Origin of the sequence: Marivivens sp. JLT3646 (genome assembly GCF_001908835.1) — a bacterium.
In the GTDB taxonomy this organism is placed as follows: domain Bacteria; phylum Pseudomonadota; class Alphaproteobacteria; order Rhodobacterales; family Rhodobacteraceae; genus Marivivens; species Marivivens geojensis.
Genome location: NZ_CP018572.1, coordinates 159,564 through 181,518, shown reverse-complemented (window position 1 = coordinate 181,518; position 21,955 = coordinate 159,564). Strand labels below are relative to the sequence as shown.

Genomic DNA, 21,955 nt, shown 5'->3' with positions numbered 1-21,955 from the left:
ACCAGAGGGGTTAGGCCACCAACTGCAATCGCGGTTCGAACCCAAAGCTTTTGAGGAACCATTTTTCGGATAGTTCGGGCGGGATACCTGCGCGATGCGCCACGCGTTTGCGAGCCCTATCATCATAGCCCCAAAGACCCACAGCAATCATATCGCGCCCTTTACCCGTTTGACCGAGAATTTCGGGCGTCGAACCGATCATCCGATAAATGCGAACCATCCGCGCATCAAAGACCCCGACGAAATGTCGAACGTCGAAGGCCCGCATAAGCTCACCCCCAGCCAGCATCAGGGCCGCCGCCACGCGGCTTTCGGCGGATGGGTTCAAACAAAACCGCGTACATTCCCAAATAAAGGGACTTTGCAATTCGACCCCGTCCATCAAATCAATAAAATGGTCATTCACCATCGTCTTGCCTGTGGTCGGCAAGAACCGCATTGAGCCACCGTGGCTGCCATCCTCGTTTTCCCAGATAACGTAAAGAGGGTTGAGGTTGTCATACTCGTCCCTTTCCCATCCACGGTCGTCGACGGTAACGTCCCAGCCTAGCCGTTCACGAAATTGAGCGGTTCGATCGCGGAACATGCTGTCCGCTAATTTCGGGTAATTGCAGAGTTGATCGCCGTATAGATACCGCAGCATGACACATCCCTTTTCTGATCCAAGGAACAATCTGCCGTAAAATAGTTAATCTTCGGCCTATGCACCGTTCGGTGCCTTGCCTGGCCAATCACCTGACGTTCCGCGAGCGGCGCCGCCAATCACGATCAATCCCTCGGTTATTGCCTTCGCAACGGCATGAGTTGTGTTTGTAGCACCTAACTTAAAACGCGCGCTTTCGATGTAGACCCGCAACGTGTGTTCTGAGATCGACAACATCTCTGCTACTTGCCCGCGGCCATAACCCATCGCCAGATAGGTCAGTGCATCCGTTTCGCGGCGTGACAGAGACTTTACGATTTCAGGCTTACGGCCCTTCGCAATCTTCAGAGCACTTTTGTTGAAGTAGTGCGCAAGAAGGATGAGATCGCGCTGGTGGCCTTCAGTAAAAGTCTCCCACTCTTCGTCTGCGCAGGTGTGTGAAACAGTGAAAAGCGCGTATTGCCCGTTCGGTCCACGGATGGGGATAGACATGCCTTGATTGCCCACCCCTGCCGCAATCGCTTCTTTCTGAAACGCCCGCGCTTGTTTTGAGGACCAGTCCAGCCGTTTCCAGTCCACTGGATGAAACCGCTGATAACATCCGATGACGACGGGATCGACGCGCAGGTAATCATTATCAACATAGGTCTGGACCCAGTCGGTTGGGTAGGTTCCGCACCCAAACTGCTCACCATCGCTACTAATCCAATGGTAAACCGCGTGGTCGATGCGGAATTGATCACGCAATGTCAGGATGATCGATTGAAGATCATCCAGTGTGTCCGCCTGATCCAGTTGCCCAATCAGGCTTTGTATGTTTTGCCCCATGCCCCATCAGCACTGTCTGTGCCGTCCCGATTTTCGACGCCAATTCGCGCCGCGCCACATCTGACGTGCGATCCAGTTCAGAGACGAGAGCCGGCATCCCATTGAGGTCTGCAAAGGCCCGTAGATCGTCAAGAACGTCGAGTATCCACGTTTTTCCCATGACCAGACTCCTCTGCGATGGTTAATGGAACATTAACAACCAAGCCTAGCACACAACTTCTGAACGAATTATTCGCACATTCGCCCTCCCCACAAATAGGGAGGCAACTAATTCGCAACTATTTGTTCTGAATGTGACTAAAATAAAGAGGCGACCCAATCGGATCGCCTCTCGGTTGATTGCGCTAAGCCGAATCAGAGTTAGGCTTTGGACTCTGCGATAACCTCGGCAAAGGTAGTCATGCCTGTTTTCTGAGCCTGAACCAAAACCGCCATGTTGCCCGGCAGGTGCTGGTTTTTCAGCATCTTCATGTGCGCTGTCGGGATTTCATCCCATGGGAAGACTTCGGACATGCAAGGATCAATGCGGCCTTCACAGACCAAACGGTTAGCTGCTGCGGCCTGCTTCAGGTGAGCAAAGTGCGAACCTTGCAAACGCTTCTGGTGCATCCATGTGTAGCGCACGTCGAAGGTGCAATTGAAGCCAGAGGTGCCTGCGCAGATAACAACCATACCGCCTTTTTTGCAGACGAGGTTAGATACTGGGAAGGTGGACTCACCCGGGTGTTCGAACACGATGTCGACATTGTTGCCTTTGCCCGTGAATTCCCAAATCGCCTTACCAAAGCGCCGAGCTTCTTTGAACCATGCGTCATATTCAGGGGTGTTTACCTTTGGCAGTTGGCCCCAGCAGTTAAAGTCTTTGCGGTTGATGACGCCTTTAGCGCCCATCGACATCACAAAGTCACGCTTGGATTCATCAGAGATTACGCCGATTGCATGAGCACCCGCAGCCTTCGCCAACTGAACAGCGAACGAACCCAGACCGCCAGATGCGCCCCAAACCAGAACGTGCTGACCCGGTTTGATGTCGTGCGGTGCGTGACCAAAGAGCATACGGTAGGCGGTTGCCAATGTCAGAGTGTAGCAAGCCGACTGTTCCCAAGTCAGGTGCGTGGGACGTGGCAGAAGCTGCTGGGCCTGAACGCGGGTGAATTGAGCGAACGAACCATCTGGCGTCTCGTAGCCCCAGATACGTTGGGTCGGAGAGAACATCGGATCGCCACCGTTGCATTCCTCGTCGTCGCCGTCGTCTTGGTTACAGTGGATGACGACCTCATCACCGACTTTCCAGTTTTTGACTTTGTCGCCAACAGCCCAAACGATACCCGCCGCGTCAGAGCCAGCGATATGGTATTCTGCACCGTGGCCATCGAACGGTGAAATCGGAACGCCAAGACCAGCCCAAACACCGTTATAGTTAACGCCAGCAGCCATAACGAGCACGAGCACTTCGTGAGCGTCGAGTTTCGGGGTTTCTACGACTTCAACCTGAAAAGACTTGTCTGGCTCGCCGTGACGTTCACGACGAATGGCCCATGCATACATCTTTTCGGGAACGTGGCCGAGAGGGGGAATTTCACCAACTTCGTACAGATCTTTTTTAGTCGCGGTATAGTCGAGTGCCATCGATCTAACTCCTCCAGAGGATAATTTTTGCCGCGCCGCAGAATCGGCGGGATTACCCAAGAATTATGATCGAGCGAGTAACTTTGCAACCCCACCAAAGTGCAAATTGTAATTTTATTACCTTGCGGATGCAGAAAATCCTGAAATTTACGCTGCGTCTGCACAAAAATGATGCGCAATCGAAGCGGCATAGTAGTCAAGCAATGACTGTTCATCAGACACGATCTCATAGGTATCGCCCGATTTTCGGATCATTTTCCGAGCCAGCATGAGCGCCAAACCTTCGGTCGCGAGTTCGCTTGCTGACCGCCGCGGCAGCGTGACCCCCCGTGTCCGAAGGAACGATAAATCTGATGCGATGGCGTCGGTGATTGAATCTTTAGACGAGTGCCCCTGCAACATCGCACGAGCGACGAGAGGGACCGGGACGAGAGGGACTACCTTTGCAATATTGTCCATCAACACGTCGGCTAATTCATCAATCGAGCGATCTGGCGACGTCGCAAGAAACTCTGACAATACAATCGGCGACCCGAAGCCTACGGATGCGGTCCCGAAAGGCGTGAACTTTAGCCTCACTGCCCGCCACAGTGTCGCAGGCAAGGCCAAGAGCGCTGACCATAGCGACGGTCTGAACTTGCGTTCACCCGTTATTGCCGCGCGGATCAGCAACCGATCTTCAGGCACGCGATCATAGTTCAGCGCAACAGGTACAAAAATCACATCGCGCCCATCTGGGCGTGAGGCATCAACAATGTAGCTGAGCAACCCCATTTTGGGCTTCGCCATCGCTCCGGTTAGACTTAACCCGCCTTCGGGAAAGAACGCTTGGGTCACACCGTTTTCAGTCGCCATGCGAACATATCGAGATAAAACAGCACGATAGAGCTGACCTCGAGAGCCTCGCCGAATGAAATAGGCTCCCATTGCGCGAACCAACCACGACAACGGCCAAACGCGCGCCCATTCCCCGACAGCATAGGCAATCGTGCTCGAACTACTGATGAGGTGGGTCACCAGCATGTAGTCCATATTGCTTCGATGGTTGATAACAAAGACAAGTGTGGCGTCGCGATCAATAGCGCCAAACTCATTCTGGTCCATCGCGCCCAATCGGATCTTATACATCGACCGAGAGACCAATTTCGCGAGCCTCGCGCCGAAGCCGAAATAGACCGAAGCCGAAAACGAAGGGACGATTTCGCGGGCATATCGTTTCGCGCGTTCAAAGGCTACGTTGTCAGGAATGCCTTCAGCCGCCGCCGCTTTGTGGATCGCTTTGGCGACGTCAGGGTCATAAATCAGACGCTGAATCGTGTCGAAGCGGCGCGCCAATTTGAACGGCTCAATAGGCCGCGCGAGACGTTCATTCAATCGCGACACAGCCCGCTCCATCCGCTTACGAAAGAACCAACGAACGGACGGGAAAAGGAAATGCGATGCGAAAGTGACCGCTGCAAACAGCAGGATCAGAACCAAGAGCCAAAGCGGGAGAGTAACGGGGGCATTCATGCGCCGACAGTGACCCGAACTGCGGTATAGGACAATAGGCTCACGCCGCAACGCAGCGAATTGACAGAGATGCAATCTTTCCGTTATCCATTTCCTGACGAAATAAAATTACCCGACCGGATTCTCTGGAGGCCCACATGTCGCAACCGCAGAAAGATCGCCCGTGGCTGTTCCGCACCTATGCGGGGCACTCAACCGCTGAGGCGTCGAACGCACTGTATCGTTCAAACCTCGCAAAGGGTCAGACTGGCCTTTCCGTGGCTTTCGACCTCCCAACCCAGACGGGTTACGATTCAGATCATCGCCTCGCCCGTGGTGAAGTGGGCAAAGTTGGCGTCCCTGTCTGCCACCTAGGTGACATGCGCGCATTGTTCGACAATATCCCGCTCGAACAAATGAATACATCAATGACGATCAATGCGACTGCGCCTTGGCTGCTGTCTCTCTATATTGCTGTCGCCGAAGAACAAGGCGCCGATGTGTCTGCGCTGCAAGGCACGGTTCAGAACGACATTATCAAAGAATATCTGTCTCGCGGCACCTACATTTGCCCGCCGAAGCCATCCCTGAGGATGATTACGGACGTTGCGGCATACACCCGCGAAAACCTGCCCAAATGGAACCCGATGAACGTGTGTTCCTACCACCTTCAAGAGGCTGGCGCGACACCCGAAGAAGAACTTGCTTTTGCTTTGGCGACCGCAACCGCTGTCCTCGATGACCTCAAAGGCAAGGTTCCAGCAGAGCACTTCCCGAACATGGTTGGCCGCATCTCGTTCTTTGTAAATGCTGGCATCCGTTTCGTGACTGAGATGTGCAAAATGCGGGCGTTCGTCGAACTTTGGGACGAAATCTGTCAAGAGCGCTATGGCGTCGAAGACCCCAAAATGCGCCGCTTCCGCTATGGCGTTCAGGTGAACTCTCTCGGACTAACCGAGCAGCAACCCGAAAATAACGTCTACCGCATTTTGATTGAAATGCTGGCTGTGACTTTGTCCAAAAACGCGCGCGCTCGCGCGGTTCAGTTGCCAGCATGGAACGAAGCACTGGGTCTTCCGCGCCCTTGGGACCAGCAGTGGTCGCTCCGAATGCAGCAGATCATGGCCTACGAGACCGACCTGCTGGAATACGACGACCTCTTTGACAACAACCCGGCCGTCGATCGCAAAGTTGCAGCACTCAAGGCAGGCGCTCGCGAAGAATTGGCGACCATCGACAGCATGGGCGGTGCGGTTCAAGCCATCGAATACATGAAGTCTCGCTTGGTCGAATCGAATGCGAAACGCATCAACAACATCGAAGCGGGTGAAACGACCGTCGTCGGCGTGAACAAATGGCAGAATGGCGAACCGTCGCCGCTCACCTCGGGCGAAGACGCAATCATGACCGTTGATCCTGCGGTGGAAGCTGAACAAATCACCCGCCTAAATGCATGGAAAGCAGGCCGTGATGCAGCTGCCGTTGCCAAGGCGTTGGCTGCTCTCACAGCGGCTGCGAATGACGGCACCAACATCATGATCCCGTCGATTGCTGCAGCAAAGGCGGGAGTCACTACAGGCGAATGGGCAGAAGCGATCCGCCAGGCATTTGGCCAATATCGCGCACCGACTGGTGTTTCAAAGAACCCGTCAAACCGCACCGAAGGTTTGGATGAAATTCGCGACCGCGTTGCGACCGTGACAGGCAAACTGGGTCGTCCGCTTAAGTTCATTGTCGGCAAGCCTGGCCTAGACGGTCACTCGAACGGCGCCGAACAAATCGCAGCGCGTGCCCGCGATTGCGGTATGGACATCACCTATGAAGGTATCCGCCTAACGCCTGATGAAATCGTCGAAGCCGCGAAACGCGATGATGCGCACGTGGTTGGCCTCTCTATTCTATCCGGCTCTCATTTGCCGCTGATCGCCGAAGTCATGGAAAAAATGAAAGCGGCCGGATTGCCCCACATTCCAGTTATTGCAGGCGGCATTATTCCAGACGAGGACGCCAAAAAGCTGATCGAAATGGGGGTTTCGCGCGTTTACACGCCTAAAGACTTCGAATTGAATCGAATTATGGGCGATATCGTAACGCTCGTCGATCCAGCCGAAAAAGCCGCCTAATTAAAGGAAAAATCATTAATCAATACCCCGATTGCCAATTGTCGCATTCGGGGTATTATGCGTTTCGTATTTTAATCTCGCATTAAAGGCTCACGGAATGACCCTCAATCTTGATACTCTGTCCCGTAAAGAACTCGAAACACTTCGCGCTGATGTCGACAAGGCATTGAGCCGCGTTAGTGCGCGCGAATTGAAAGCTGCACGTGAAGCCGCTGCAAAGGCTGCTGCAGAATTTGGCTTTTCGCTGGATGAACTGACCGGAGGCACGAAAGCACCAAAGGTGAAAGCCGCTGCGAAATATCGTAACCCAGCGGATGACTCCCAAACTTGGTCTGGCCGTGGTCGCAAACCCCAGTGGATCAAAGACGCCGAAGATGCAGGCAAAGATATCGCAACTTTCGCGATCTAAATTGAAAACAGCGGCGCGGAAATCCCGCGCCGTTTTGCACTTGGGATTCCCAGAATGACTGTTCATATCGGCGCTAGGAAGGGCGATATTGCCCCCACAGTTTTAATGCCCGGCGATCCCTATCGGGCAAAATGGGCAGCCGAAACCTTCCTTGAGAACCCTCGTTGCATCAACGAAGTGCGCGGTATGCTCGGCTTCACTGGGACGTGGAACGGAAACCCAGTGACCATCCACGGTTCGGGCATGGGGATGCCGTCGCTGTCGATTTACGCGAATGAATTAATTCGCGATTATGACGCACAGACGCTCATTCGCATCGGATCGGCAGGTGGAATGCAAGACCACGTCAAAGTGCGCGACGTTGTATTAGCAATGACCGCGAGCACCATTGGCACGCCATCGTCTTCGATTTTTCGTGAATTGAATTATGCGCCCTGCGCTGATTTCTCTTTACTAGCTGCAGCTGAAAAGGCCGCGGCCGAATTAAAGATTACCCATCACGTTGGTGGCATTTTTTCATCTGATACGTTTTATGACGAACGCTCTGATCTGACCGAAGAATTAATGCGTCACGGAACGCTCGCTGTCGAAATGGAAGCGGCCGAGCTTTATATTCTGGCTGCGCGTTACAAACGTCGTGCGCTGGCTGTTCTCACGGTCTCGGACCATTTGATTACTCATGAGGCCCTCCCCAGCGACCAACGTGAACGTAGCTTTGGTGATATGGTCGAGATTGCACTTCGCGCCGCTTTCGCATCCTGATCGGCGCGATAGATGCCCTGTTCATGATGGACGCTAACACGCACCTGCGCTAAGACGCTGTCGAAGCTGAAAGAGGTGTTACATGTCAGGCCACGGCAATCCTATTCCAATGATTTCCCGAAAATGCGGACCGCTCACGGGCGTGGCGAATGTGCCTGGCGATAAATCGATCTCGCATCGGTCACTCATTCTTGGCGCATTGTCGGTTGGTAAAACCGAAATCACGGGCCTGCTGCTTGGCGAAGACGTGTTGGACACCGCTCAAGCAATGCGTGCCTTTGGCGCGACTGTCATTGATCACGGCGAAGGCAACTGGAGCGTCGAAGGCGTTGGCGTAGGTGGGTTCAAAGAGCCTGAAAATGTGATCGACTGCGGCAACTCTGGCACTGGCGTGCGCCTGATCATGGGCTGCATGGCGACCTCTCCGATCACGGCCACATTTACCGGTGATGCATCTTTGAACTCTCGCCCTATGGGCCGCGTCACAGATCCGCTGGCGCTATTTGGTGCGAAATCTTACGGACGCAAGGGTGGCCGCCTTCCGCTCACCATCGTTGGCGCAGAAAACCCAGTGCCCGTGACCTACGCGACGCCTGTCCCATCCGCACAAGTGAAATCGGCAGTTTTGCTGGCTGGCCTGAATGCTCCGGGCAAGACTGTCGTTATCGAGAAAGAAGCCACCCGCGACCACACCGAACGGATGCTGGTTGGTTTCGGCGCGGAACTCACGGTCGAAACGACCAAAGAAGGGCGCGTTATCACGCTCACTGGGCAGCCTGAACTGAAGGCCCAAAAGATCGTGGTCCCTCGCGATCCGTCTTCGGCTGCTTTCCCTGTTTGTGCTGCAATCATCACCGAAGGATCTGACGTCCTCGTCCCGAACATTGGCCTAAACGACACCCGTGCTGGTTTATTCACCACGCTCCGCGAAATGGGCGCTGATCTGGAATACGAAAACCTGCGCGAAGAAGGCGGCGAACCCGTTGCAGACCTGCGTGCAAAATACTCGCCGAGCCTTAAAGGGATTGAGGTTCCGCCAGCGCGTGCCGCGTCGATGATCGACGAATACCCTATCCTGTCCGTTGTTGCGTCGTTCGCTGAAGGCGACACCGTAATGAAGGGCGTCAAGGAACTGCGCGTCAAAGAATCCGACCGCATCGATGCTATGGCAAAAGGTCTGCGCGCTGCTGGCGTTGAGGTTGACGAAGGTGACGATTGGTGGATCGTCAAAGGTCGCGGCTTTGGCAACGTTGAGGGCGGCGTAACCGTGGAGTCTCGCCTTGATCACCGCATCGCGATGTCGTTCATGGTGATGGGCATGGCGACGAACAAGCCGATGTCAGTGGATGATGGATCGCCGATTGCGACCTCCTTCCCGATTTTTGAGCCCCTCATGGCGGACTTAGGCGCAGCGATCGAACGGTCCAATTCCTAATGAGTGAAAAGCCACAGCGGAACTGGCGGACCATCATTGTGACAGGGATTCTGCTCGCATTTGGTGCTGTCCGCTTGTTCGAGATGTGGGTGCAAGGCGGCGCGCGACTCCCTTAAGCAAGAGGCGAACATGACTTTCACAGTAGCCATTGATGGCCCCGCAGCTGCAGGCAAAGGGACAATTTCCAAAGCCGTCGCGGCGCAATTCGGCTTTGCACATCTCGATACTGGATTGCTCTACAGAGCCGTGGGCGCGAAGGCTGCGGATGGCATCGATCCGATTACTGCGGCCCAAACCCTGAATAACGACGACCTGAACCGAGATGATCTGCGGTCGTTAGCGGCAGGGCAAGCGGCATCCAAGGTCGCCGTTATCCCAGAAGTCCGCGCTGCTTTGGTCGAATTTCAACGTCGCTTTGCCACACAAAGCGGCGGTGCGGTCCTCGATGGCCGCGATATAGGAACAGTCATTTGCCCTGACGCCAATGTAAAACTGTTTGTCACCGCAAGTGCTGAAGTTCGCGCCCACCGTCGGTGGCTGGAAGTCGGCGGTGACGAAGCTCAGGTTTTAGCCGAAGTGCGGGAACGCGATGACCGAGATATGAATCGTGCCGACGCACCGCTGAAACCTGCCGATGATGCTCTTCTGATCGACACAAGCGATCTATCGATTGACGATGCGATTGCCGCCGCCGTAAACGCGATCAACGCTGCGCTTTAAGCTGCGTTTTTGCGATCGTACTCTGCGCGTGCACGGTCAATCTCTGCCAAGTGCTCAACAGCCCATTCGCCCATCACGCCGATCGTTTCCGCAAAGGATTGACCCAAATCGGTCAATTCGTATTCGACTGTCGGCGGCACCGTTGCATAAGCCGTTCGATTAACGAGCCCGTCCCGCTCAAGCTCTCGCAAAGTGAGGGACAGCATACGCTGCGTGATGCCCAGATGCCGCTTTAACTCATTGAAACGCATGACCTGACGACCCTTGAGGGCGATCATCACAAGGATGCTCCACCTGTCACCGATCCGGGACAAAACACTGTTGATTTTTTCGCATTGAAGCGGGCAGTGGCCGACGTCCTTCATGGTTCCCTCTTTGATACTGAGTATCCGAAATGTGCCTTCTTGAAGGCACTATTGGTCACAAATATATACCCAGTATCGAATTTATACCACCCTCCTCGAAAGGTAATCAGATGTTCTACGAAAAACTCGACTGGCGCTACGCAACCAAAGCTATGGATGCGTCCAAGGTTGTTTCCCCTGAAAAAATCGAACGCATTGTTGATGCAGCCCGCCGTGCGCCGACCTCGTCTGGCCTACAGCCGTTCCAACTGATCCTCGTGACCAACAATGACATCCGCGCAAAGCTCTCTGCGGCGGCATTCGGCCAAAAGCAGATCACTGATGGAACTGCAGTTCTCGTGTTTGCTGCGTGGGAAAACTACACCGACGAGAATATCAGCAGTGTTGTTGACCTTCACGCAGAAATTCGTGGCGAAGAAGTCCGTGAGGCGCTGAATGGCTACTATGATAACCTAAAAGCAATGTATCTGGCTCGCGACGCGCAGACCAACTTTGAGCATGCGGCACGTCAGGCCTACATCGCACTCGGCTTTGCGTTGATGGCAGCTGCCGAAGAAGGCGTCGATACGACACCAATGGAAGGCTTTGACCCCGCGCAATTCGACGAAATTCTGGGCCTCAAAGAAAAGGGCCTGAAGTCCGTCGTTACACTTGCAATCGGTTATCGCGATGAGCCGAGCGATTGGCTCGCGCCGCAGAAAAAAGTGCGCCGTTCGCGCGACAGCATCGTGACCGATGTGAAGTAAGTTGCGCCCAACAGAGCAAGGTTGGATTCCATCCTTGCCCTGTTGGGGTTTCTGCGGTAAACGCCCCCTGTCTAAAGCAGGGGTTACACCTGTGGACGCAGGATCAGGCAGGGTCGGACATTCCGGCCCTCTTTGTTTTGCGTTTACCGACGCCAATCAAAAGACCGGCGGATCCAACCGCTAGGCCAGAAAAACCGTGAAAAGGATTAACGCCAGATGGCTAACGTATCGATGGAGGAATTCGAAGCCCTCCTACAAGAAAGCTTCGAAATTGACACCCCGGCTGAAGGTTCGGTTGTCAAAGGTAAGGTTATCGCGATTGAAGCCGGTCAGGCTATCATCGACGTCGGCTACAAAATGGAAGGCCGCGTAGACCTCAAAGAATTCGCAAACCCGGGTGAAGCTCCCTCGATCGCTGTTGGCGACGAAGTGGAAGTGTTCCTGCGCGCGGCGGAAAACGCCCGTGGCGAAGCTGTCATTTCCCGCGAAATGGCGCGCCGCGAAGAAGCATGGGATCGTCTGGAAAAAGCATACGCTGCAGAAGAGCGCGTCGAAGGCGCAATCTTTGGCCGCGTCAAAGGTGGCTTCACTGTTGATCTGGGCGGCGCTGTTGCGTTCCTTCCGGGTTCGCAGGTTGACGTACGTCCCGTACGCGATGCTGGCCCGCTGATGGGCCTGAAGCAGCCGTTCCAAATCCTGAAAATGGACCGCCGTCGTGGCAACATCGTTGTATCGCGTCGCGCGATCCTCGAAGAGTCGCGTGCTGAACAGCGTGCTGAAGTTATCGGCAACCTCACCGAAGGTCAGGCTGTTGAAGGCGTGGTCAAGAACATCACTGAATACGGTGCGTTCGTTGATCTGGGCGGCGTTGACGGCCTGCTGCACGTCACCGACATGGCATGGCGCCGTGTTAACCACCCGTCGGAAATCCTGTCGATCGGCGAGACCATCAACGTTCAGGTCATCAAGATCAACAAAGACACCCACCGTATCTCTCTGGGCATGAAACAGCTTCAGGACGATCCGTGGGATGCAGTTGAAACTCGCTACCCGCTGGAATCGGTACACACTGGCCGCGTAACCAACATCACCGACTACGGTGCATTTGTTGAGCTCGAAGCTGGCGTTGAAGGTCTGGTTCACGTTTCCGAAATGTCCTGGACCAAGAAAAACGTCCACCCGGGCAAAATCGTTTCGACCTCGCAAGAAGTCGAAGTCATGGTTCTCGAAATCGACTCGTCCAAGCGTCGTGTTTCGCTCGGCCTCAAGCAGACCCAGCGCAACCCATGGGAAGTCTTTGCTGAGACCCACCCAGAAGGCACACAGGTTGAAGGTGAAGTTAAGAACATCACCGAATTCGGTCTGTTCATCGGCCTGCCTGGCGACATCGACGGCATGGTTCACCTCTCCGACCTGTCGTGGGACGATCGTGGCGAAGACGCGATCCAGAACTACCACAAGAATGACGTTGTCAAAGCTGTCGTTACCGAAGTCGACGTTGAGAAAGAGCGCATCTCGCTCTCGATCAAAGCAATGGAAGGCGACCCGTTCGCTGAAGCCATTGGCGGCGTAAAGCGTGGTTCTGTGATCACCGTTAACGTAACCGCAATCGAAGATGGCGGCATCGAGGTTGAGTACGAAGGCATGAAATCGTTCATCCGTCGTTCGGACCTGTCGCGTGACCGTGCTGAACAGCGACCTGAGCGTTTCGGCGTAGGCGATAAAGTCGACGTTCGCGTGACCAACGTAGACAGCAAGACCCGCAAACTGGGTCTGTCGATCAAAGCACGTGAAATCGCAGAAGAGAAAGAAGCAGTAGAACAGTACGGTTCGTCCGCTTCTGGCGCTTCGCTCGGCGATATCCTCGGTGCAGCTCTGAAAGGTTCGGACGAATAAGTCCCCTTTTGAGTGAACGAATGAACCCCGCTGTCGAAAGGCAGCGGGGTTTTTCTTTGGCGAATCGCTGCATCAGTGCTGCATTGCAGCGTCTGATCAAAGACTGCAACTCATCATCGAATTCCGTCAATCACCTGCCAAAGGCCCGAAATTGATGCAATTTTCGCGATTTACACCCTATGACGGCTATTCCCCGATGGGTTCTGTTTTCCTATAGTCGTCCTGTGAGCAGGGTGAACCTGCCGTCTGTTTCATACCCGGGGGGTCCACGCCTATGATCAGGTCAGAACTGATCCAAAAGATCGCCGACGAAAATCCTCACCTCTACCAGCGTGACGTAGAGAAGATCGTGAACACGGTCTTTGACACCATCACCGAAGCGATGGCCGATGGCCATCGGGTAGAGCTGCGCGGTTTCGGCGCATTCTCTGTTAAGAAGCGCGATGCGAGAACGGGCCGTAACCCGCGCACCGGCGAATCTGTCGACGTCGAAGAAAAGCACGTACCGTTCTTTAAGACCGGCAAGCTGCTGCGCGATCGACTGAACGACGAATAAGAGAACCGAATGAAAACGCTTCGCTACGCCTTTTGGGGCATTGTTGCCCTTTGTCTTGTGCTTGTTGGTTTGGCAAATCGTGACATCGTGACGATCCACGCTATGCCGAACTTGCTCGCTGACTTCATCGGCGTAGCGCCGACCGTTCAGGTCCCTCTGTTTATCGCGATTTTCCTAGGCGTCGGTGTCGGCTTACTCATCGGCTTCCTCTGGGAATGGTTGCGTGAACACAAAACCCGTTCCGAAGCCCGTGCACGCGGCAAAGAAGCAAAACAGCTTCGCCGTGAATTGGATCGCCTCCGCGATGCGGATGGCGACGGGAAGGACGACGTTCTTCAACTGCTCGAACGTTCTTAATTATGCCTGATGTCAGAGTAAAAATTTGCGGGCTGCGCGATGCGGCTAGCATTCAGGTCGCCTGCGATGCTGGCGCGGCATACCTCGGATTTGTATTCTTTCCGAAGAGCCCGCGAAATGTCACCATCGCCGAAGCTGCAGCCTTGGCACTAGAGGTCCCGCTTGGCGTTGCAAAAGTGGCGCTCGTTGTTGATGCGAGCGATGCATTTTTGGATGAACTGACAGCCAAAGTGCCGCTCGATATGTTGCAGCTTCACGGCAAAGAAAGCCCAGAGCGCGTGACCGAAGTTCGAGAGCGCTATGGTCTGCCTGTTATGAAGGCTATCGGCATTTCGTCGCCAGATGATCTGGTTCAGATCGACCTCTATGCCCAAGTCGCCGACCAGATTCTCGTTGAGCCGAAACAGCCGAAAGACTCCGATCGTCCAGGCGGCAATGGTGCAGCATGGGACTGGAAAATAGTGCGGCGCAAATATTGGACCCGTCCATGGATGCTGGCGGGCGGCTTGAATGCTGACAACGTCGCGCAGGCCATCGATATGACAGGCGCCCGTCAGGTGGATGTATCGTCCGGTGTCGAATCCGCACCTGGCGTGAAAGATGCCGAAAAAATCCGCGCATTTATCGCGGCAGCACAAGCGTAACGGTTCCTCCCTTTACCCCTTAGCGCATTGGCGCTAACTGTTCTGCTGAACTTCGGGGAGGCCACGATGGCAGACGATCTATTCAACAGCTTTATGAACGGTCCGGACGAACAAGGCCGCTTTGGCAATTTCGGCGGTCGGTTCGTTGCTGAAACGCTTATGCCACTGATCCTTGATCTGCAGGCTGAGTACGAAAAAGCAAAAACCGATGCGACCTTCTGGGCCGAGATGGACGATCTGTGGAAACACTACGTCGGCCGCCCCTCCCCGCTCTATTTTGCTAGCCGCATGACAGAAGAGCTGGGTGGCGCGAAAATCTACCTCAAGCGTGACGAGCTGAACCACACTGGCGCGCACAAAATCAACAACGTGCTGGGTCAGATCATCCTTGCCCGCCGCATGGGTAAATCGCGGATCATCGCTGAAACTGGCGCAGGTCAGCACGGTGTCGCGACGGCAACCGTGTGCGCAAAATTTGGCCTGAAATGCGTGGTTTACATGGGAGCGCATGACGTTGAACGTCAGCAGCCGAACGTGTTCCGCATGAAGCTGCTTGGCGCCGAGGTTATTCCAGTGACGTCCGGCCGTGGCACACTGAAAGACGCAATGAACGATGCGCTTCGGGATTGGGTCACCAACGTCGAAGATACATTCTACTGCATCGGTACCGTTGCTGGTCCTCACCCTTATCCTGCGATGGTCCGCGATTTCCAATCGATCATAGGCAAAGAAGTTCGCTGGCAGCTGCCAGAGCAAGAAGGTGAAGGCCGACTGCCCGACACCGTGATTGCCGCGATCGGGGGCGGCTCGAACGCTATGGGTCTGTTCTATCCGTTCCTCGATGATCCATCGGTCAACATCATCGGCGTCGAAGCTGGTGGCAAAGGCGTGAACGAAAAAATGGAGCATTGCGCGTCTCTGACAGGCGGTCGTCCGGGCGTCCTGCATGGCAACCGCACCTATCTTCTCCAAGATGAGGATGGTCAGATCCTCGAAGGTTTCTCGATTTCCGCTGGCTTGGACTATCCGGGCATCGGGCCAGAGCATGCTTGGCTGCATGACATCGGTCGTGCAAAATATGTTTCGATTACCGACAAAGAAGCGCTCGAAGCATTCCAGTTCTCGTGCCGCACCGAAGGCATCATTCCTGCCCTGGAACCTTCCCATGCTTTGGCTCACGTGATGAAAATCGCACCGACTCTGCCCAAGGACCATATCATCGTGATGAACATGTGTGGTCGTGGCGACAAAGACATCTTTACCGTTGCGCGCCACCTAGGGGTCGATATGACCAGTGGCAACGAAGGTCGAAACAGCGACTAAGTGTCTGCAACATCGTGATGAATCAAAGCCCCGCCATTGTGCGGGGTTTTGTTTTTCGGCACATAAACTCTGGTTTATAGCCATACAACCTATGGATCATTAGCCTGTAATAAACTCTGCGCGGATAGATCGACGGTCATTTTTCAGGCGACGCTGCCTCCACGGATTACCGTTAATTAGGGAGAGTATTATGAAAAAGATAACCTTTGCCGCTGCGATTTTGATTGCCGCATCCACACTAACCGTCAAAGCCGATCCACTGATCGACAACATCATCGCTGCTTACCAAGATGGTGGCTTCACAGGCATTGAAATCTATGACTCCACAAGCACGGTCAAAGTCGAAGCCTATCGTGATGGCATGAAGTACGAAGTTGTATATGACCGAGCGACAGGCGCAGAGATATCGAGCGAAGTCAGAACTCGAACTGAACGCGATGGTGAAGGTGGCGCCTCGGGTAGGGTTCGTGGAAGCGATGACGGCCCTTCGCATGATCTAAACGACGATCACGGTCGGAATGGTGGTCACCACGGCCGCGGTCATGACGACGATGATCACAATGATGACTACGACGAAAGCCGTGACGATAGTGACGACGACAGCAATGACGACTCGTAACGCTTCATGCTAACATGATTGGGTTCTGGCATTTTGTCAGAACCCCCTTCTGGTGAAAAAATGAAATTCGGGACCAAATCTCTTTCGATTATGATCACAAGCGCCCTTTTGGCGTTTGGTGCGCCTGTGCATGCGCAGTCGATCCAAGACAGCATCGTGACGCAGCTGCAAGAGCAGGGCTATACCGACATCGTGGTAAATCGCACCCTTTTAGGCCGCGTAAGAGTCGTCGCACGCAATCAAACCCACGAAAGAGAACTGGTGTTTAACCCCACCACGGGCGAACTGCTGAGGGACTATTGGCGTGCGATCGGCGAAAGCAAACGATCCAATATGACCATCATCCCCCGCATTGCTGACCTCGAAGAAGTCGAATCCGAGGACGATCACGACAGACACGGAAATGACGATGATCGAGAAGATGACGAGGACGAAGATAGCTCTGACGATGATCGTGATCGTGGCCGTAATCGAGGTGGCGACGATAACGACAGCAAAGACAACGAAGATAGTGGAGACGATAAGGACGACGATGATTAACGGGATAGGTGCCAATTAATGGACAAGCGGGCAGTCACAGCTGTCCTTGTGGTGCAAATTATTTGCGCCACCTTCTTCCTATGGAACATCCTGTCGTCGGTCTTTGGCGTTGCTGCATTTTCATGGCAAGTCTCGGAATATATTGAGCTTGGCGCTGCATTCGGCCTTTTGATCGGTGTCGGTTTTGGTGCGGTCATCTTGCGACGATCTTCGGCGCGCGCTCGGTTGGCGGAAACACGTCTACGCGCGGCATCGGGTGCTTTTATGGAACTCATGCACGAACGGTTCGAGTCATGGGGCCTCACGGCGGCAGAACAAGACGTTGCTCTGTTTGCGATCAAAGGACTGAATACCGCTGAAATCGCTGCGCTACGCAATACCTCAGAGGGCACCGTTAAGGCGCAGACAAATGCAATCTACAGGAAGGCCGGCGTTACCGGGCGGCCTCAGCTTCTCAGTCTTTTTATTGATGATCTGTTGGACGAGACAGCTTTTGCTGTTCCTGCTCAAGCAGCGGAGTGAGCCTCTAGGACAGCTAAAGGCACAATCTCAAGCGCCCGCATGTGCGTGGCATTGAGATTGACCAACGGAGCGCATCCCTCGTCTGCAGCTTGCAAGAAGCGTCCAGCGCAAAGGCACCATTGATCGCCAGCTTTCAGTCCTGCGAAATTGAACTCAGGCCTTGGTGTCGACAGGTCATTCCCAACGTATTTCGAAAACGCGAGAAATTCATCCGTCATAACAGCGCAAACGGTGTGACTCCCTTGGTCCTGATCACACGTATTGCAGAATCCGTCGCGGAAAAATCCAGTCAGCGGATCGGTAGAGCACGGAATAAGCGGCGCACCGTATACATTAATAGATTGGTCCATTTGGGTCATTTACGCCTCATCACACAGGTGGCGTCCATTTAACCCAGCGACCGTGAAAATCAACTCGCCCCATTTTGAACCGCAGTTCTCCCGGCCAAATGCGCAACGTCAGGCCTGCGCTTCCGCTTTGACCGTCCGCTTCCATCTGGAACCATGCAAGCGGACTTTCTGCAGTCGCCGCACGACCAACAGTTTCGATAATCGACCGTCCACGCTCTTGGGCATCGGCAGGCAAATACTGCCAAGCCACGGTTGAGTATACCATCGTCAGTGTGCCGCATGTCGTTTGGAGAGAAGCGTTCAACCACTCAACTGCATCGCCCTGTTCGACGCTGACATCACACAGCCTGATTGCTGCCTCTGTGAGTGCCACGCGCTCGAATTGATCAGGCCAGATGTAAGACTTGAGCCGCAACCGATCTAGCGGATTCTGGACATCAATTGGGCTAAGGTCCACGCCACGACGATCTAATATCCGCAGGTCTGACCTCGGCGGAAAGGGGCCTGTCCATTCAGGAGCCAACCGAACGGGACTATCGTCGTCGCCGTAGACGGTTTCTCCCAAATACAAAGCGAACTTATCCCACATAAGGTTCAACCCAGCGCTCGCACCGATTTCGAAAACGTTCATCGGGAGTTTGAACCGCTTTGTCAGCCAATGTGACACCGCAATGAGAACAGCAGAGCGGCGCACTTCATTTGTTTGCGGAGGACTATCGATAAAGGTCGATATAAAAGGGGCTTCTTCGGTCAAAGCACGCTCAACAGCTAGCCAAAGCGCATCCGGATCGGCCGCGTAGTTTTCGTAGGCGTCTTCCAACCCACAGCGCCCCAGCATGCGAAGCGCGTTCAACGCGCCCGCGAACCGCAAAGGGACGGAATCTGCAGATGGTCCCATATCACCCGGCCAATTAAACAAACGCGCGGTGAGCGGGGAATTCGGTGTTAGCCTTTCGGCCAACAAGTTCAGTAGATTCGCGGTCAACGATGACCCAAGAGCCTCGCAGGCCTGCGCCTGCGCCAAGAGTGCCTCGTGCAAGCGACCTGTCATCTGAACCTATCCACCAACTTTTCCATCGGGCTACGGGTATCTTCTTCAACAGTCGGCTCATTTTTGACGAGCTTTTCGGGCTTATTTTTCGCTTTCGGAGCTTGAGCCGTCCCAGTACCAGAGCGAGGCGGGGCAACACGTAATGCAACGGCATTTAGAAATTTAGGGCCATCACCCTCCGCCAGAGCGCCCGCCCCGTCACTGATTCCACGCATCATATCATCAAGCCAATCCTGTTCTGCTTTCGCAAAATCCGACAGGACATAGCCAGCTACACGATCTTTGTGCCCAGGGTGCCCGATACCAAGCCGAACCCGATCATAGGCTTCGCCAATATGTTGGTGGATCGAACGAAGTCCGTTGTGGCCCGCATGACCGCCCCCCGTCTTCAAACGACACTTGCTCGGCGCAAGATCGAGTTCATCGTGAAACACAACTACATCTTGGGGGGTGAGCTTGTGAAACCGCATCGCCTCGCCAACAGACTGGCCCGACAGGTTCATAAACGTGTCCGGTTTCAACAGGATAACCTTTTCGGAGCCCAACCGCCCTTCGCTCGTTTGACCTTGAAATTTGGCGCGCCACGGCGAAAACCCGTGATCGCTTGCGATACGGTCCACGGCCATAAAGCCGATGTTGTGACGATTTTGGGCGTATTTCACACCCGGATTTCCGAGGCCGACAAATAGTTTCATGTGTTATCCATACCGACAGGTCATAGCAGAGCCAACATATTTGCTATATACTTAGCGTGTCTGCCCGTGTAGACGGCCACCTTCGACCTTTTTTGAAAGCCTCCCTGATGATCCCGACTATTTCCGCCGCGCTATCCGAGCGTGGGTATACAACGCTGACCGATGTTCAGGAGGCTGTGCTAAATCCCGAATACGAGGGGAAAGACCTTCTGGTTTCCGCTCGTACTGGTTCTGGCAAAACAGTTGGCTTTGGCCTCGCCATCGCATCCGACTTTTTGGACGACGACGGCTCCGCGGGTCGCGCTGGCCTTCCTGTTGCGCTGATTGTTGCGCCAACCCGTGAACTTGCATTCCAAGTCAGCCGCGAGCTTGAATGGCTCTACGCGAAAACGGGTGCCGTGATTGCGTCCGCTGTTGGTGGCATGGACCCACGTAACGAACGTCGTGCTCTCGAACGGGGAGCGCACATCGTCGTCGGCACCCCTGGTCGTATTCGCGACCACATCCAACGCAACGCGCTTGACCTTACAATGGCTCGCGCTGTTGTCTTGGACGAAGCGGACGAAATGCTCGATCTCGGCTTCCGCGAGGACCTCGAATTCATTCTGGCTGAAGCGCCCGAAGACCGCCGCACGCTAATGTTCTCCGCAACCGTTCCGCCACTGATCGCGAAACTTGCCAAAGACTTCCAAAAGGACGCCCTGCGCGTCGAAGTTTCTTCAAAAGAACAACAGCACTCTGACATTTCGTATCAGGTTCTCAACTGTGCACCGCATGATGCAGAACATGCAATCATCAACGCTCTTTTGTTCCATGACCCCGACAACACCATCATCTTTGCGAACACTCGCGCAGCGGTGGCCCGCCTGACGGCCCGCTTGTCAAACCGAGGTTTCCAAGTTGTGTCGCTCTCGGGCGAACTCACCCAAACCGAACGGACACACGCACTGCAAGCGATGCGCGACGGTCGCGCAAAGGTCTGCGTTGCGACGGACGTTGCTGCACGTGGTATCGACCTTCCGGGACTTGAGCTGGTGATCCACGCTGAAACGCCGACAAACACGGAAACCCTATTGCACCGCTCCGGTCGTACCGGTCGTGCTGGCCGCAAGGGTATTTCCGCGCTGATCGCCACACCGCGTGATCGCATGAAAATCACCCGTTTGCTCAAATGGGCAAAGCTGGAAGCAGAATGGACAGAACCGCCAAGCGCCGAGGCTGTACAAGCCCGTGAAGAAGAGCGTCTGATCAATCACCCTGCATGGTCCGAAGCCATCAACGACGATCAAGCTGCGTTCGCCGGCAAACTGCTAGAGAAATACAGCCCTGAACAAGTCGCTGCTGCCTATCTGCGCCTCTATCAAGAACGCCGCTGCCCGCCTGAAGAGCTCGGCGGCGTGTCGGTAGATCGCGAGAAAAAGAAGCAAGAATTCGGACCTTCGGTTTGGTTCAAGCTGTCTATCGGTCGCAACGAACGCGCTGAACCGCGTTGGCTGTTGCCGATGCTGTGCAAACAGTCTGGTCTGAACAAGAATGCTATTGGCCGTATCCGCATCAACGATAAAGACACCTACGTCGAAGTTCAGGAAGAAGCTGGTAAGGCGATGGTTGCGCGCGAAGGCGCAAGCCTTGACCTCGAACAGGGCATTTCGCTGGTCGTAATGGACCAAGCACCAGAAATGGACGCACGTAGCCCGCGCGGCCCGCGTCCAGACCGTCCTGAGCGTCCTTCCCATCGTGGCGGCCCATCAGACCGTCCTCGTCGCGACGAGCGTGGTGAGCGTGGTGAGCGTGGTGAGCGTGGTGAGCGTGGTGAGCGTGGTGAGCGTGGTGAGCGTTCGCCTCGTCCAGAACGTTTCGAACGTCCAGACCGTAAAGACAAACCAGCAAAGTTTGATCGTCCCGCCAAATTCGACAAACCAGAATCCAAGCCTCGCAGGGCCGAAGCTGCCGCCGGAGGCGAAACTGGGTCCGAGCCTCGCATTAAAACGCGCTGGAAGAAAGACGACATGAAGCGTCGCGACGATGGCCGCGTTGATCGTCCGTCTTTTGCTAAGCCGCGTGCGCGTGCTGGCGACGACACAGCAAAGAAGCCCGCAGGAAAACGCACATTTGGTGACAAACCAGCTGGTAAGAAATTTGGCGGCAAGCCTTCTGGCGACCGCAAGTCGACCTTCAAGGGCGGCAACCCCAAAGGCGGTTTTAAGAAAAACCCAAAGAACTAAGAAAATAGGCCTCTCTTTTCGTGATC

Annotated in this window: 24 protein-coding genes; 15 read left to right on the top strand and 9 right to left on the bottom strand. The window is 54.6% G+C overall.

What is annotated here, in order from left to right; translation table 11 throughout:
• Nucleotides 1-10 precede the first annotated feature (10 nt).
• The 5 genes from BSK21_RS00900 to BSK21_RS00880 all read right to left on the bottom strand — a co-directional run bounded on the left by BSK21_RS00900 (nt 11) and on the right by BSK21_RS00880 (nt 4,612).
• Nucleotides 11-643, bottom strand: a complete 633-nt coding sequence (locus BSK21_RS00900; RefSeq protein WP_067548058.1) for an acyl-homoserine-lactone synthase — start codon at nt 641-643, stop codon at nt 11-13.
• A gap of 57 nt (nt 644-700) precedes the next feature.
• A complete protein-coding gene (locus BSK21_RS00895; RefSeq protein WP_067548056.1) occupies nt 701-1,471 on the bottom strand; it encodes a LuxR family transcriptional regulator in 771 nt (256 codons plus the stop codon).
• Nucleotides 1,413-1,631 carry a hypothetical protein gene (locus BSK21_RS00890; protein ID WP_074038933.1) on the bottom strand — a complete coding sequence of 73 codons (219 nt, stop codon included), beginning with the start codon at nt 1,629-1,631 and terminating at the stop codon, nt 1,413-1,415. Before BSK21_RS00890 ends, BSK21_RS00895 begins: the two co-directional genes overlap by 59 nt.
• A gap of 200 nt (nt 1,632-1,831) precedes the next feature.
• Entirely contained in the window at nt 1,832-3,100 is a 1,269-nt protein-coding gene (gene ccrA / locus BSK21_RS00885; RefSeq protein WP_067548053.1) for a crotonyl-CoA carboxylase/reductase, read from the bottom strand.
• Nucleotides 3,101-3,247: 147 nt separating this feature from the next.
• Nucleotides 3,248-4,612: a 1-acyl-sn-glycerol-3-phosphate acyltransferase gene (locus tag BSK21_RS00880; protein WP_067548050.1), complete on the bottom strand. Its 1,365-nt coding sequence runs from the start codon at nt 4,610-4,612 to the stop codon at nt 3,248-3,250.
• Between the two features lie 137 nt (nt 4,613-4,749).
• Between BSK21_RS00880 and BSK21_RS00875 the strand changes: the two genes are divergently transcribed.
• The 5 genes from BSK21_RS00875 to BSK21_RS00855 all read left to right on the top strand — a co-directional run bounded on the left by BSK21_RS00875 (nt 4,750) and on the right by BSK21_RS00855 (nt 10,040).
• A complete protein-coding gene (locus tag BSK21_RS00875; protein ID WP_067548047.1) occupies nt 4,750-6,714 on the top strand; it encodes a protein meaA in 1,965 nt (654 codons plus the stop codon).
• A gap of 97 nt (nt 6,715-6,811) precedes the next feature.
• The gene (locus tag BSK21_RS00870; RefSeq protein ID WP_067548044.1) at nt 6,812-7,123 is read left to right on the top strand and encodes an H-NS family nucleoid-associated regulatory protein; all 312 of its coding nucleotides are present in this window, start codon (nt 6,812-6,814) and stop codon (nt 7,121-7,123) included.
• Between the two features lie 54 nt (nt 7,124-7,177).
• Nucleotides 7,178-7,885: a purine-nucleoside phosphorylase gene (deoD, locus tag BSK21_RS00865; protein ID WP_067548041.1), complete on the top strand. Its 708-nt coding sequence runs from the start codon at nt 7,178-7,180 to the stop codon at nt 7,883-7,885.
• 82 nt (nt 7,886-7,967) lie between these two features.
• Entirely contained in the window at nt 7,968-9,320 is a 1,353-nt protein-coding gene (gene aroA / locus BSK21_RS00860) for a 3-phosphoshikimate 1-carboxyvinyltransferase (protein ID WP_067548038.1), read from the top strand.
• Nucleotides 9,321-9,449: 129 nt separating this feature from the next.
• Complete coding sequence (locus BSK21_RS00855; protein WP_067548035.1) at nt 9,450-10,040, top strand: d(CMP) kinase; 591 nt, start codon at nt 9,450-9,452, stop codon at nt 10,038-10,040.
• Here the strand turns inward: BSK21_RS00855 and BSK21_RS00850 are convergent.
• Nucleotides 10,037-10,405, bottom strand: coding sequence for a helix-turn-helix domain-containing protein (locus BSK21_RS00850; protein WP_067548032.1), 369 nt, complete (start codon nt 10,403-10,405; stop codon nt 10,037-10,039). The genes BSK21_RS00855 and BSK21_RS00850 overlap by 4 nt on opposite strands.
• 110 nt (nt 10,406-10,515) lie before the next feature.
• Between BSK21_RS00850 and BSK21_RS00845 the strand changes: the two genes are divergently transcribed.
• The 9 genes from BSK21_RS00845 (at nt 10,516) to BSK21_RS00805 (ending at nt 17,608) form a co-directional block, all read left to right on the top strand.
• The gene (locus BSK21_RS00845; RefSeq protein ID WP_067548030.1) at nt 10,516-11,151 is read left to right on the top strand and encodes an NAD(P)H-dependent oxidoreductase; all 636 of its coding nucleotides are present in this window, start codon (nt 10,516-10,518) and stop codon (nt 11,149-11,151) included.
• A gap of 216 nt (nt 11,152-11,367) precedes the next feature.
• The gene (gene rpsA / locus BSK21_RS00840; protein ID WP_067548027.1) at nt 11,368-13,047 is read left to right on the top strand and encodes a 30S ribosomal protein S1; all 1,680 of its coding nucleotides are present in this window, start codon (nt 11,368-11,370) and stop codon (nt 13,045-13,047) included.
• A gap of 274 nt (nt 13,048-13,321) precedes the next feature.
• Nucleotides 13,322-13,603 carry an integration host factor subunit beta gene (ihfB, locus tag BSK21_RS00835; RefSeq protein ID WP_067548024.1) on the top strand — a complete coding sequence of 94 codons (282 nt, stop codon included), beginning with the start codon at nt 13,322-13,324 and terminating at the stop codon, nt 13,601-13,603.
• Between the two features lie 9 nt (nt 13,604-13,612).
• Nucleotides 13,613-13,960 carry a LapA family protein gene (locus BSK21_RS00830; RefSeq protein ID WP_067548021.1) on the top strand — a complete coding sequence of 116 codons (348 nt, stop codon included), beginning with the start codon at nt 13,613-13,615 and terminating at the stop codon, nt 13,958-13,960.
• Nucleotides 13,961-13,962: 2 nt separating this feature from the next.
• A complete protein-coding gene (locus BSK21_RS00825; RefSeq protein WP_067548018.1) occupies nt 13,963-14,604 on the top strand; it encodes a phosphoribosylanthranilate isomerase in 642 nt (213 codons plus the stop codon).
• A 66-nt stretch (nt 14,605-14,670) separates the two neighbouring features.
• Nucleotides 14,671-15,927 carry a tryptophan synthase subunit beta gene (gene trpB, locus BSK21_RS00820; protein WP_067548015.1) on the top strand — a complete coding sequence of 419 codons (1,257 nt, stop codon included), beginning with the start codon at nt 14,671-14,673 and terminating at the stop codon, nt 15,925-15,927.
• A gap of 190 nt (nt 15,928-16,117) precedes the next feature.
• On the top strand, nt 16,118-16,546 hold the full coding sequence (locus BSK21_RS00815; RefSeq protein ID WP_067548012.1) for a hypothetical protein: 429 nt from the start codon (nt 16,118-16,120) through the stop codon (nt 16,544-16,546).
• A 60-nt stretch (nt 16,547-16,606) separates the two neighbouring features.
• Complete coding sequence (locus BSK21_RS15755; RefSeq protein WP_197498123.1) at nt 16,607-17,086, top strand: hypothetical protein; 480 nt, start codon at nt 16,607-16,609, stop codon at nt 17,084-17,086.
• A gap of 18 nt (nt 17,087-17,104) precedes the next feature.
• Complete coding sequence (locus BSK21_RS00805; RefSeq protein WP_067548006.1) at nt 17,105-17,608, top strand: helix-turn-helix transcriptional regulator; 504 nt, start codon at nt 17,105-17,107, stop codon at nt 17,606-17,608.
• Here BSK21_RS00805 and BSK21_RS00800 read toward each other — a convergent pair.
• Genes BSK21_RS00800 through pth form a run of 3 tightly spaced genes read right to left on the bottom strand, consistent with a single transcriptional unit; the run spans nt 17,593 to nt 19,704 of the window.
• The gene (locus tag BSK21_RS00800) at nt 17,593-17,967 is read right to left on the bottom strand and encodes a DUF2237 family protein (protein ID WP_067548003.1); all 375 of its coding nucleotides are present in this window, start codon (nt 17,965-17,967) and stop codon (nt 17,593-17,595) included. The genes BSK21_RS00805 and BSK21_RS00800 overlap by 16 nt on opposite strands.
• A 10-nt stretch (nt 17,968-17,977) precedes the next feature.
• Nucleotides 17,978-19,009 carry a DUF2332 domain-containing protein gene (locus BSK21_RS00795; protein WP_067548000.1) on the bottom strand — a complete coding sequence of 344 codons (1,032 nt, stop codon included), beginning with the start codon at nt 19,007-19,009 and terminating at the stop codon, nt 17,978-17,980.
• On the bottom strand, nt 19,006-19,704 hold the full coding sequence (gene pth, locus BSK21_RS00790; protein WP_067547997.1) for an aminoacyl-tRNA hydrolase: 699 nt from the start codon (nt 19,702-19,704) through the stop codon (nt 19,006-19,008). Before pth ends, BSK21_RS00795 begins: the two co-directional genes overlap by 4 nt.
• Before the next feature lie 107 nt (nt 19,705-19,811).
• Here pth and BSK21_RS00785 point away from each other — a divergent pair, with 107 nt between their 5' ends.
• Nucleotides 19,812-21,929, top strand: a complete 2,118-nt coding sequence (locus tag BSK21_RS00785) for a DEAD/DEAH box helicase (RefSeq protein ID WP_074038932.1) — start codon at nt 19,812-19,814, stop codon at nt 21,927-21,929.
• Nucleotides 21,930-21,955 lie beyond the last annotated feature (26 nt).